Origin of the sequence: Streptomyces sp. 2-1, from assembly GCF_048564895.1 — a bacterium.
In the GTDB taxonomy this organism is placed as follows: domain Bacteria; phylum Actinomycetota; class Actinomycetes; order Streptomycetales; family Streptomycetaceae; genus Streptomyces; species Streptomyces phaeochromogenes.
Map to the genome: position 1 here is coordinate 1238224 of NZ_CP183383.1, position 11909 is coordinate 1250132.

10 protein-coding genes are annotated in these 11909 nt (G+C 70.8%); 9 read left to right on the forward strand and 1 reads right to left on the reverse strand.

The window, feature by feature from the left end:
* Positions 1 to 210 precede the first annotated feature (210 nt).
* Both ACN20J_RS05595 and ACN20J_RS05600 read left to right on the forward strand, forming a co-directional pair.
* Positions 211 to 1605, forward strand: coding sequence for a flavin monoamine oxidase family protein (locus ACN20J_RS05595; protein ID WP_419665384.1), 1395 nt, complete (start codon positions 211 to 213; stop codon positions 1603 to 1605).
* Positions 1606 to 1653: 48 nt separating this feature from the next.
* Complete coding sequence (locus ACN20J_RS05600) at positions 1654 to 2139, forward strand: SRPBCC family protein (RefSeq protein WP_419665385.1); 486 nt, start codon at positions 1654 to 1656, stop codon at positions 2137 to 2139.
* Between the two features lie 54 nt (positions 2140 to 2193).
* Here ACN20J_RS05600 and ACN20J_RS05605 read toward each other — a convergent pair whose 3' ends face one another.
* Positions 2194 to 2817 carry a TetR/AcrR family transcriptional regulator gene (locus ACN20J_RS05605; RefSeq protein WP_364182641.1) on the reverse strand — a complete coding sequence of 208 codons (624 nt, stop codon included), beginning with the start codon at positions 2815 to 2817 and terminating at the stop codon, positions 2194 to 2196.
* A gap of 200 nt (positions 2818 to 3017) precedes the next feature.
* On the opposite strand from ACN20J_RS05605, the gene ACN20J_RS05610 reads away from it, so the two are divergent.
* The 7 genes from ACN20J_RS05610 (at position 3018) to ACN20J_RS05640 (ending at position 11897) form a co-directional block, all read left to right on the forward strand.
* On the forward strand, positions 3018 to 4253 hold the full coding sequence (locus ACN20J_RS05610; protein ID WP_419665386.1) for an MFS transporter: 1236 nt from the start codon (positions 3018 to 3020) through the stop codon (positions 4251 to 4253).
* Between the two features lie 165 nt (positions 4254 to 4418).
* Positions 4419 to 5582 (forward strand): ABC transporter substrate-binding protein, encoded by a 1164-nt coding sequence (locus ACN20J_RS05615; protein WP_419665387.1) that lies wholly within the window; start codon positions 4419 to 4421, stop codon positions 5580 to 5582.
* A gap of 81 nt (positions 5583 to 5663) precedes the next feature.
* Complete coding sequence (locus ACN20J_RS05620) at positions 5664 to 6887, forward strand: sensor histidine kinase (protein ID WP_419665388.1); 1224 nt, start codon at positions 5664 to 5666, stop codon at positions 6885 to 6887.
* Positions 6884 to 7558 (forward strand): response regulator transcription factor, encoded by a 675-nt coding sequence (locus tag ACN20J_RS05625; RefSeq protein WP_419665389.1) that lies wholly within the window; start codon positions 6884 to 6886, stop codon positions 7556 to 7558. The genes ACN20J_RS05620 and ACN20J_RS05625 overlap by 4 nt, the downstream gene beginning before the upstream one ends.
* A gap of 433 nt (positions 7559 to 7991) precedes the next feature.
* Positions 7992 to 9023, forward strand: coding sequence for a hypothetical protein (locus ACN20J_RS05630; RefSeq protein ID WP_189838981.1), 1032 nt, complete (start codon positions 7992 to 7994; stop codon positions 9021 to 9023).
* Positions 9024 to 9100: 77 nt separating this feature from the next.
* Complete coding sequence (locus ACN20J_RS05635; RefSeq protein WP_419665390.1) at positions 9101 to 10369, forward strand: FAD-dependent monooxygenase; 1269 nt, start codon at positions 9101 to 9103, stop codon at positions 10367 to 10369.
* A 130-nt stretch (positions 10370 to 10499) separates the two neighbouring features.
* Positions 10500 to 11897 carry an MFS transporter gene (locus ACN20J_RS05640; RefSeq protein ID WP_419665391.1) on the forward strand — a complete coding sequence of 466 codons (1398 nt, stop codon included), beginning with the start codon at positions 10500 to 10502 and terminating at the stop codon, positions 11895 to 11897.
* The last annotated feature ends 12 nt before the right edge of the window (positions 11898 to 11909 follow it).

Sequence of the window (11909 nt, forward strand, 5' to 3'; positions counted from 1 at the left end):
GACGAACTCCCTCGAACGGAATCGATGGGCCGACTTTATCACCTGCTCAAGTCGCTCGACCTAGTCCATGGACCGTGACGCACGCCATTCGCTCAAAAGGGCAGGTCAAACACCTAGCGCGAGCGACAGAATCATTCGACATTGTCAGACGACCATGTCGCCTGTAAGTTACTCGCCGACCCCTCCATCCCCCTGAGCCAGGGAGTGACCGTGCCCCAGACCCCGCCCCGGACACACAGCAGGCGAGACACCGACGTCGTCGTGATCGGCGCCGGACTGGCCGGACTCACCGCGGCGCGTGAACTCGTCGCCGCGGGCAAGTCCGTGGCCGTCCTGGAGGCCCGCGACCGGGTCGGCGGACGGCTGCTCAACCACGACCTCGGCGACGGCCGGGTGACCGAGATCGGCGGACAGTTCGTCGGCCCGACCCAGGACCGCGTCCTGGCGCTGGCCATGGAGGTCGGCGTGGCCACGTACGAGGCCGCCGTACCCGGTGATCGTGTCTACGTCCGTGACGGCAGGGCCAGGCGGTTCGCCGGACACACTCCCCCGGACCTCCTCGCCCTCCCCGACATGGGCATCGCCCTGGCCCGCATCGGCCAGGCGGCGGCCAAGGTGCCCCCGGCGGCGCCGTGGCGGGCCCCGAACGCACGTGACCTGGACGGCATGACGTACGAGACCTGGCTGCGCAGGGCCGAGATCACCGGCGACGCGGTCGACTTGATCAACATCTTCCTCAACTCCGCGTACGGCGGCGAGGCGCGCGACGCGTCGGCGCTGTTCAGCCTCTGGTACGTCTCGACGTTCGGCGACGAGACCCACCCCGGCACCATGGAGCGCGGCACCGGTACCTCCGGCGGTGCCCAGGACAGCCGGTTCGTCGGCGGCTCGCAGCTCGTCGCGACCCGGCTGGCCGAGGAACTCGACGGCCGCGTCCAACTGTCGGCCCCGGTACGGCGGATCAGCCAGGACGCCGGCGGAGTCACCGTGGTCTCCGACGCCGGTGACTGGCGGGCCGACCGCGTGATCGTCGCCGTACCGCCGCTCCTCGCCTCGCGCATCGTCTGGGACCCGCTGCTGCCGCCGCAGCAGGACCAGCTGTTCCAGCGGCTGCCGTTCGGCACGCTCATGAAGTGCGTGGCCGTCTACGACACCCCGTTCTGGCGGGCCGAGGGCCTGTCCGGCATGGGGCTGCTGCGGGGCGGTTCACCGATCCGGGAGATGTTCGACAACTCCCCGCCCGACGGCGGACCGGGCGTCCTCATGGGTTTCCTCGGCGGCAAGGAGTGGCGCAAGTGGGCGCACCGCCCCGCTCGCGAGCGCCGTGGCGCGGTGCTGCGCTCCTTCGCCCAGGTCGTCGGGGAACGGGCCTACGACACGGTCGACTACGTCGAGCAGGACTGGACCGCCGAGCAGTGGACCCAGGGCGGGCCGACGTCCGTCGCCGCCCCCGGAGTGCTGACCGAGTACGGGGAGTGGCTGGGCCGGGCGTTCGGGCGCGTGCACTGGGCCGGATCCGAGTTCTCCCCCTACTGGAACGGCTTCATGGACGGCGCGGTCCGCTCCGGCCTGCACACCGCCACCGAACTCCTGCACCAGAGCTGACCGGGACCAGCCAGTACGCGATCACAGAACGAAGAAGGAGAACTGCTCATGACCAGGTTCCACGTCACCGAACACGCCGTCGTCGACGCCCCCGTCGAGCGCGTCTGGGAGATCGTCTCGCGCACCGACCGCTACGCCGAGTGGGTCGCCGGTGCCATCGAGGTCACCGACCACCACGGCATCGCCACCCTCGGCAGGACGTACGCCGAACGCAACCGCACCCTCGGCCCGTTGCGCACCGACTCGGTGTGGACGGTGGTGGAGATCGATCCCCTGAGGCGCCGCGTCGACACCGGCGTCGGGTTCGCCCCGCTGAAGGAGGTGACCAGCATCTTCGAGTTCGCGCCGGTCCGGAGCACGGAGGGGAGGGAGGCCACGCAGATGACGTACAAGGTGGAATACGTCATCGGCCTCGGCCCCGTCGGACTCCTGCTCGACCGAATACAGCAGCCGGGCATGCGCGCGAACATGCGCACCTCGATGGCCAACCTGAACGTCTTGATCCGTTCCGAGACCCTCGACACACGCAGCTGACCGACCACAAGCCAAGGGCGCACTCGTACCGTACGAGTGCGCCCTGTGGCGTTGTCAGTTCGCGGGTACGGGCACCAGCTCCAGCCGGCCTCCGGCCATCGCCACCACCGCGGAGACGAAGGCCTGGAGGCAGGTGCGTTCGGCCTCCTCGTCGGGGAGCGCGAGGTGCTGCAGCGTGAGCCCGTCGAACCCGGCGAGGAAGAACCGCGCGATCGCGTCCACGGGCTGGGCGAGGGGTTGGCCGGTGCGTTCGGCCGCCTCGATGATCAGTCGCGCGGTCACCTCGGTCACCCCCCGGTAGTGGGCTTCGAGGGCCTCGCTCAGAGCGGGCGAGCGGAGCGCGAACATCGTCAGTTCCGTGAGGAGTTGATGGCTTTCGGGCTGCTCACGCACCGTCCGCCACAGTGCGGCCGCCAACGCGCTCGCCGTCTCCTCGAACCCTCCGTCGGCCGGTGCGGCCCCCTCGACCTGGGCCACCAGATCCTGGGTGAGCTGCTCCATGACCGCGAGGTACAGCCCTTCCTTCGTGCCGAAGGTGTAGTGCACCGTGGCCTGGGCCACCCCCAGCTCTGCGGCGATGGCACGCGTACTGCCGGCCGCGACGCCTTCCCGCGTCATGAAGTCGATGGCCGCTTTGATCAGCTGGGGGCGGCGCTCGGCCGCGGAGACGTGAGCCATGCCGACCATCATAGCGACTGAGTCCGACGAACAAGTCATGCGAACAAGTCGGATCTCCCACAGGGGAACACCGAGGTGACTCGGCCGCCGGCGTCTGTAGGCACCCGGGCATCACCGGCCGTGACCGCTGGCCCCCGAAGTCCCCTGTACGGCCCCCGGCGTCCTGCGTCCGCCCCGCCGCGGCTGGCTACGTCCTGCGCATGTCAGTCAGTGCTCCAGGCCGGGCAGAGACCGGGCGCCCTGCCTCCAAGGCCGGCGCCCGAAGGGTCGCGACCCTCGTGTTCGCCGCGCAGGGCGTGTCCATCGCCGCCGTGTACACGACCGTCCCCGCGGTAACCGAACGCCTGGGGCTGGCTCCGCTCCTGACAACCACCCTGATGGTCACGGTGGCGCTGATGGCCGGGGCGGGCAGTTTCCTCGGTCTGGCCGCGATCCGTGTCGCCGGACCCGTCGCCACGATGCGCGGTGCCCTCCTGGCGGCCGTCGTCGCACTGACGCTGATCGGCGTGGCCCCTGGCCGGTCGACCGCCATCTGCGCGTACGTCCTCTTCGGGATCGCGATCGGTGCCCTCGACGTCGGGACCAACACCCGGGCAGCCGCGATCGAGCGCGCCTACGGACGCAGTGTCTTCGGCTCCTTCTACCTGGCGTGGAGCGTCGGCGGAGTCGTCTCGGCCCTGCTCACCGCCGCCGCGGCCCGGCTGGGGTGGCCCGTGGCGGGCGGTCTGGCCGTGCAGGCAGGGATCCTGCTCGCCGTCGCCGTCTGCGTACGCACGCACGCCCTGCCCGCCGCCACGGAATCGCCGTCCCCGTCGGCGCAGCCGCCGCTCGGCCGCCGCCTGTGGAGCCGGCTGCTGCCCTTCGGTCTGGTCCTCCTCGTCGTCTACGTCGTGGACTCCACCGTCTCGGCCTGGTCCGCGGTCTACCTGCGCCGGACCCTCGACGCGTCCCTCACGGTGGCGCCGATGGCGTACGCGGCCTACCAGGCCGGCACTGTGGTCGGCCGCGCCGCCACCGACCGGCTCGTGCAGCGGTTCGGTGCGGGCGCCGTCGTCCGTACCGCCGCCCTGCTGGTCGCGGGTGCTCTGGCGGGCATGGCCGCCGCGCCGAGCTGGCCGTTCGCCGTGCTCGCGGCCGGGGCGGTGGGGCTGGGGGCGTCCGTGCTGGCCCCGCTGTGTCTGGCCTCTGCCGCGCGGCTGCGTCCGGGCGCCTCGGAGGCGGTCCTGGCCCGCCTGAACCTCTTCAACTACGCGGGCGTCGTCACCGGTGGCGCCGTGAGCGGGCTCCTCGGCTCCACTGGCGAGTTCCGCCTGGCCTACGCGGCACCGGCCGCCCTGGCAGTGCTCGTCCTGGCCGCGGCCCGCCATTTCGCCCAGCCAACACACACGGCCGTACGGGAGCCCGCGACGCCGAGCAGCGTTCAACCGAAGAGTTGAACGAGGTGCGTGCCGATGGGCGACGCGCGAACGCCTGTCCGGGCCGGAGACTCGTCTCGCCCGCGGTCGACCCGGATCAAACCCGAGCCGCTTCGACCCGGATCAAGCCCGGGGTCGCGATGTGCGGGACCAGGGCTCGGCAGGCGGAGAGAGGACCCCCCACCCATGTCCAGCAACATCAGCAGGCGCAGCATTCTCGCGGTCGGTGCCGGAGCGACGGTGGCCGCGGCGACCGGGGCCGCCACCGCGAGCGCCGCGGAGAACACGCGCGGCGACAGGAGCGGCGCCGGATCGTCCTCCGGCGCCTTCGTCCGCGAGGAGACCCGGTCGCTCGACCAGCTGTACAAGGCCGCGCTCGCCGAGGGCGGAAAGCTCGTCGTCTACGCGGGCGGTGACGTCGACGACCAACTGGCGGGCGTCCGGGCGGGGTTCGGGAGCAGGTTCCCCGGCATCGATCTGACGATCGTCGTGGACTACAGCAAGTTCCACGACGTCCGCATCGACAACCAGCTCGCCACGGACACCCTGGTCCCGGACGTCGTCCAGCTCCAGACCCTCCAGGACTTCACACGCTGGGGGCGACAGGGCGAGCTGCTGTCCTACAAGCCCGCCGGGTTCTCCGCAGTCAATCCGAAGCTCAAGGATCCGGGCGGCGCCTGGACGGCGGTCATGGCTGTCGCGTTCAGCTTCGTCTACAACGTGGCGGCGGTCGGCGCCGATGCGCCCCGTACGCCGCTGGACTTCGTCGACCCGCGTTGGAAGGGCGCCATCGCCTCCTCGTACCCGCATGACGACGACGCGGTTCTGTACCTGTTCTCGCTCTATGTGCGGAAGTACGGCTGGAAGTGGGTCGCGAAGTTCGCCGCGCAGCAGCCGCAGTTCGCGCGCGGCTCCCACAAGGCGGGCGTCGCGGTGGGCGCGGGCCAGAAGAGCATCGGTGTCGGTTCCTCGGGCAGCCTGCTGGCGACCGGCGGGGCGTCGAGGTGGGCCCTTCCCACCGATGGTCACCCGTTCATGGCGTGGGGGCAGCGGGCCGCGATCCTGAAGCAGGGCGCCCACCCGACGGCCGCCAAGCTGTACCTGAACTGGATGCTGTCGCCCGAGGTCCAGGGGTCGTCGTTCAGCGGCTGGTCGGTCCGTACGGACATCCCGCTGAAGAGCGGCCTCAAGCCCATCTGGGAGTACAAGGACGCCAACATGGACGGCTTCCCGGTGTTCATGGAGGACCGCGCCGGGGTCGAGCGGCTCAAGCAGACCTTCGCGCTGTACTTCGGCGAGGTCCAGGGCGCCCCTTCCCCCGGGGTCCTGGGCCTGCACCCGGGCCGCTGACCCCGGGTGCCCCCGGCGACGGCTCCCTGCCGGTTTACGCCGGTCACACACTGGTTCGGGTTAAAGTCTGCCGCTCCTGTCGTGACCGTCACCCAGCAGGGAGCCGCCGCCGTGCCGCCCTCTCGATCCACCCTGCGCAGGCTTCCCCTGTCGGCGCGGCAACTTCCGCACCTGGTCTTCCTGGCGGTCGTCGTCGGCACCCTCGCCCGGCTCATCACCGTGCACACCTGGCTGTGCTGGGTCGTCGCCCCTCCCATCGTCGTACTGGCCCTGGTGTACGTGGGCGGGCTGATGCGGTGGGACCGGCTCGGCACCCGGGGCAAGCCAGCCTGGCTGGCGCTGCTCCTGCTGCTGTGGGGATGCGTCTGCTGGATCCTGCCGGCCGATCTCACCACCGGGTACGTATGGCTGGCCGTCCCGCTGGCCGTGGTGGCGCAGCGGATGCCCGGCCGCCGACTGCCTCTCGCGGCGCTCTGGGTGACGACCGTGGTGCTCGTGGCGACTCTCGTCCGGATCAGGGGCGGGTTCGACCTCGAACTCGTCGCACCGCCGACAGCGGCCGTCTGGGCGACCGTGGCCCTGCACCGCACCCAGGACCGGCTGATGCGTGAACTGACCGCCACGCGAGGCGAGTTGGCGGCCCGCCAGCGCGAGGCCGGGCGCCTTGCCGAGCGGGCCCGCCTCGCCCGGGACCTGCACGACACCCTGGCCCAGGAGATCGCGGGGAGCCGCATGCTGCTCCAGGCCGCCGACCGGGACTGGGACCGCAGGCCCGATGTGGCGAGGCGACAGGTGCGGGCCGTGGTCGACGCGCTCGGCACGCACCTCGCGGAGACCCGCGGAATCATCCACGACCTCACCCCGCCCGGTCTGGAACGCGACGGCCTGGAGACGGCACTGCACGAGCTCTGCGCTCGCGCGGACGCGGCTCCAGGAGCCCCCGCGGTCTCCGTCTCCACACGGGGTGAGCCCTGTCCGGTGCCCAACGACCGGGCCGTCGCCCTACTGCGCGTGACCCGCGGGCTGCTGGCGAACGCGTGCGAACACGCTCGCGCCTCACATGTCCGGGTCACCCTTCAGCACGCCGACGGGGCCGTGGCGGTCGAAGTCAGCGACGACGGAAGGGGGTTCGATCCCTCGGCCGCGCTCCCCGGCAAGGACGGGCGGGGATTCGGACTGGCCGCCGCGCGCGAACGGCTGGCCGAGCTGGAGGGCTCGCTCACCGTCGACGGCGTACCAGGACGCGGGACCTGGGCCAGAGCGACCCTCCCGGTACGGGCGCGTGTCACCGCGGGCGCGGCATGAACGAGACTGCCGCGGGCGCGGCGGTACGGATCCTGATCGTGGACGACCATGTCGTCGTACGGGCCGGTCTGCGGGCCCTGCTTGAGGGTGAGCCCGGGTTCGACGTGATCGACGAGACCGGCGACGGCGAGAAGGCCGTGCTCCTCGCCGACCGGCACCGACCCGACGTGGTCCTGATGGACCTGCGGCTGACGAACGGCGACGCGGCTGCCGACGCCGACATGGGCGGCATCGCCGCGACCCGCCGGATCACGGCCGCCGTTCCCGGTGTCAATGTCGTCGTCCTGACCAGCTACGGCACCAGAGGAGACGTCGTCCGGGCCATGGAGGCGGGCGCTCGCGGCTATGTCCTCAAGGCGGGCCCGCCCGAAGAACTCTTCCGCGCGGTACGCGCCGCCGCGGCCGGGGGCATGGGCCTGGCTCCCGAGGCCACCGCCCACCTCGTCGGCGGGACGATGGGGACCGACCCGGTGCTGAGTGAGCGCGAACTCGAAGTCATCGGGTTACTCGCCCGGGGACACAGCAACCGGGCCATCGCGACAGCCCTGCATCTCGCCGAGGCCACGGTCAAGACGCACCTCGTCCGCATCTACCGCAAGCTCGGCACCGAGAACAGGGCCGGCACCGTGTCCGAGGCCGTGCGGCGGGGACTGCTCGAAATCGGTGGATGAGGCGTCCGACGGTCGCTCCCACGAGCCCGCCGCACAAGCCCGCCCTCGGTTGACCGAGGCGTAACAGACACCCGAAAGCGATGCGCACGCAAAGCCCGGGGTCGGGCCGGAAATGTGCGATTTCCCTGACGGCCCGTCATGAAATAACCGTGTTAACTCGGCGCGCGACCCCTTGCCAAGCCGAGATAGTACGTGTTCGGATTATCTCTGTCGGGCGGCACCCACCGTCCCGAAACCGCTGCTCAACTCATGCGCCGCGGGGTCGGTCGACCCTGCCTCCGCTCCCCGTCTCCCCTCTTCGCTCCCCCTCTCCGTCCCCTCCCCCGACTGTCGCTCTCCCCTTCCGTCGCCATGCCCGGAGCGTGTCTGCGCCATGCCCGCAGCCTGCGGGAGAACGCGATCGGCAACCCTCAGCGAACCCTGGAGGAAGCACGTGTTCGACCTTTCGTCCGTCGACCTGCTCGACGCCTTCACACGCGAGCTGCGGCTGTGCAAGGTACGCAGCGGCGAGCACGTCGTGGTGCTGTCCGAGCCCGGCAGCCGCGGCGACTACATCGCCGCCGCCTTCGGCGCCGCCAAGGCGTGCGGAGCGCATGTCATCTCCGCGACCGTGCCCGGCGGCAGCCCCGCGCCGATGCCCAGCACCCACACCGGTGCCGGTCCCGGCCTGGTCTCCGTACTCAATGACACCACCGCGCAGGACCTGCTGAAGTCGGCCGACCTCGTCGTCGACCTGACCCGCGAGGGCTTCATCCACGCGCCGGTCCAGCAGGAGATCCTGCGCGCCGGCACCCGCATCATCTTCGTCTGTGACGCCCCCGACGTACTGATCCGCAACCTGCCCAAGGAGGGCGACAAGGCCGAGGTGCTGGAGGGCGTCGACCTGCTGAAGCGGTCGTCCGTCATGCGGGTCACCTCGGACGCGGGCACCGACCTCACCGTTCAACTCGCCGGATCCAAGCCGGAGTTCCAGTGCGGCTTCGCCGACGACCCGGGCCGCTGGGATCACTGGCCGAGCACGATGGTGCTGTGCTGGCCGGAGATCTCCGACGGGCAGATCGTGCTCGCCGAGGGCGACATCCTGCTGCCCTTCAAGGAGTACGTCCGCTCCCCCGTCACCCTGCAGATCGAGGGCGGGCACATCGAGAAGGTGTCCGGCGGCGCCGAGGCCGAGCTGCTGTCGACCTTCTTCGAGGACGCCCAGGACGAGTGGGCGCGCAGCCTCTCCCACATGGGCTGGGGCCTGATGCGTACGGCCGACTGGTTCGCCACGGCGATGTACGGCAAGGACGACCTGATGGGCATGGACGCCCGCGCCTTCGCCGGGAACTTCCTGTGGTCCACCGGCCCGCATCCGGTCCTCGGGCGGGAGTCGTACGCCCACCTCGACATCGCGATGCGCGGCTGCACCGTCACCGTCGACGAGGTCGAGGTCGTCACCGGCGGGAAGCTCACCGACGGCTGACCGCGCCCGCCCTCGCGCCCGCCGCGCGACCGGCCCGCGCACGAACCACCCGTACACGCCCGCCAGTTGGAGGAAGAGTGGCGTCCAGTCAGTCGTACGAAGTCACCGTCGTCGGGGGAGGTCTCGGCGGGCTCACCGCCGCGCTGGCGCTTCGGCAGCGTGGGCTGCGGGTCACCGTCCTGGAGCAGGCGGCCGAGCTCGGCGAGGTCGGCGCGGGCATCCAGACGGCGCCCAACGCGAGCCGGGTGCTGATGGGGCTGGGGCTGCGCCGGCAGATGGAGGCCATCCACACCGAGCCGCTCGATCAGGTGCGGCGCCGGTGGAAGGACGGCGGCATCGTCGGCCTGACCTCGCTAGGGCGGCGCGTCAAGGAGCAGTTCAACGCGCCGTACTGGCACTACCACCGGGCCGATCTGCACCGCGTCCTGCTGGACGCCTGCGTCGATCCGGACGGCCCCGGCCCCGTCGTGGACGTACACACCGCGAGCAAGGTCGTCGAGCTGGACCGCAGCGACCCCGCGCGTCCCGTGGCGGTCACCGACGACGGGCGCCGCCACGCCGGCGACGCGCTCATCGGCGCCGACGGCATCCGCTCGCGGACACGTGACCTGATGGGCTTTCCCGACACCCTGGTGTTCTCCGGTGAGATGGCCTTCCGGGCGCTGATCCCCGGCGATCTGATCGCCGCCGACCCGGCGACGCGCTGGCTCATGGACCGCTTCCAGAGCACCATCTGGTACGGGCCCGACCGGCACCTCGTGCACTACGTGATCCGCGGCGGCGAGTATCTGAACGTGGTGGCGTGCGTGCCCTGCACGGACGAGGTCGCCGAGAAGTGGAGCGTGTCCGCGACCGCGCAGGACCTCGTGGAGGCGTTCCCCGGCTGGGACGACCGCGTACCGGCCATGCTGTCCAAGGCGAAGGAGGACGTCTCCGCCTTCGCGCTCCACCACCGGCGCCGCGACCCGGTGTGGATGGACGGCCGAGTGGCCCTCCTCGGCGATGCCTGCCACGCGATGCTCCCCTATCAGGCGCAAGGTGCCTCGCAAGCCATGGAGGACGCCGCCGTACTGGCCGAGGAACTCGGCGCGGTCACGGCCGCCGGCGTCGAGGGAGCGCTGCGCCGCTATGTCGACCGGCGCGCCAAGCACGCCGGAATGGTCCAGGACGCGTCCCTGCGCAACAAGACCTTCTACCACCTGCCCGACGGCCCCGAACAGCGGGCCAGGGACGAGAAGTTGAGGAACTTCGACGGGGAGTCCGACCTCTCCTACGACTGGCTGTGGTCGGGCACCCCGCTCAACGACCCGGATCTCGGCGCGTTCTCGTACCAGTTCGCCCGCTGAGCCCCCGCCTCCCCGCCCCCTCTCAGAACTGCCACCCCCCTGCACATCCGGTCCGCACGCCGGAGCCCCGCGAAAAAGCGCGCCCGCAACCGTGCGGCACGTACCAGACACGCAACACCGTGGAGCGAACGTGAAAACAGGCGATCAGATAGTTCAGGAACTGCCCTGGAAATGGCCCGTCCAGGGAAAGATCTTCATCATCGGCGGCCTCGGCTACCTGTTCGACGCGTACGACATCGCCCTGAACGGCTTCCTCATGCCGCTCGTGGGTGAGCAGTTCGACCTCTCCCTGAGCGATCGCGGGCTCGTCGCGACCGCCAACCTCGTCGGCATGGCCGTCGGCGCCATCGCGTGGGGTTCGGTCGCGGACCGGATCGGCCGGAAGAAGGCATTCAGCGTCACGTTGCTGATCTTCGCCCTGTTCTCCGTCCTCGGTGCCCTCTCGCCCACGTACCCCGTCTTCCTCGCGCTGCGCTTCCTCGCGGGTATCGGCCTCGGCGGCTGCATCCCCGTGGACTACGCGCTGGTGAGCGAGTTCTCGCCGCGCAAGTACCGAGGCCGGATACTCACCGGACTCGATGTGTGGTGGCCGGTGGGCGTCACACTGTGCGGGTTCGTGTCGACGGCGCTGCTGACGGTCGACGGCAACTGGCGGTGGATGCTCGCGACGATGGTCCTGCCCGCGCTGCTGCTGTTCTGGGCCCGCCGCGGCATCCCGGAGTCGCCCATCTACCTGACCAAGAAGGGCCGCGAGGTGGAGGCCCGGAAGGTCATCGACGACCTGGTCGCCCGCACCGGAGCACCCGTCGTGCCGTACACGATCCCGGAGCCCGTCCCCGAGACCAGGCCGCGCGGGGTGGCCGCCGCGGCCGAGCAGCTGCGCCGCATCTGGAGCTTCAGCCCGCGCATCACCTCCGCGGCCTGGCTGCTGTTCGCCACGATCATGCTGGTCTACTACGCGGCGCTGAGCTGGATGCCGACGATCCTGCGGGAAGAAGGCCTCGGTGACACGGCGGCCTTCATGAAGACCACCCTCATGAGCGGGGTCGGCATCATCGGCGTGCTGGTGTCCACGGCACTCGTCGACATCGTCGGCCGCAAGTGGCTCATCGGAGTCTCGGCGCCGGTCGCCTCCCTCGCGCTGGTCGTGTTCGCACTGGTCATGGAGATGCCGACCGGGTCCGTCGTGGCGATCGCCGTCTTCGGCTTCCTGATCCAGCTCACCATTCCCGTCTTGTACGCGTACGCCTCGGAGTTGTACCCCACCGAACTGCGGGCCAGCGGCTTCGGCTGGGCCTCGTCGGTCAGCCGGGCGCTCACCGGATTCGCCCCGATGCTGTTCGGATCGCTCATGTGGCCCGTGCTGGGGCTGCCGATGACCTTCGCGGTACTGGGGATCGCGGTACTGCTGGCCGTCGTGTGGATGGCGTTCGCGGCACCGGAGACGAAGGGCCGGGTCCTCGATGCCGACGAGGAGGAGACGCCGGCCGCCGTTCCCCGGGCCGTCCCCGAGCAGGCGACCCTCTGAGCACGGCCCGTA

Coding starts and splice junctions, on each gene's coding strand:
- ACN20J_RS05600 (WP_419665385.1), top strand. CDS start 1,654: ATGACCAGGTTCCACGTCACCGAACACGCCGTCGTCGACGCCCCCGTC.
- ACN20J_RS05605 (WP_364182641.1), bottom strand. CDS start 2,817: ATGGCTCACGTCTCCGCGGCCGAGCGCCGCCCCCAGCTGATCAAAGCG.
- ACN20J_RS05610 (WP_419665386.1), top strand. CDS start 3,018: ATGTCAGTCAGTGCTCCAGGCCGGGCAGAGACCGGGCGCCCTGCCTCC.
- ACN20J_RS05615 (WP_419665387.1), top strand. CDS start 4,419: ATGTCCAGCAACATCAGCAGGCGCAGCATTCTCGCGGTCGGTGCCGGA.
- ACN20J_RS05625 (WP_419665389.1), top strand. CDS start 6,884: ATGAACGAGACTGCCGCGGGCGCGGCGGTACGGATCCTGATCGTGGAC.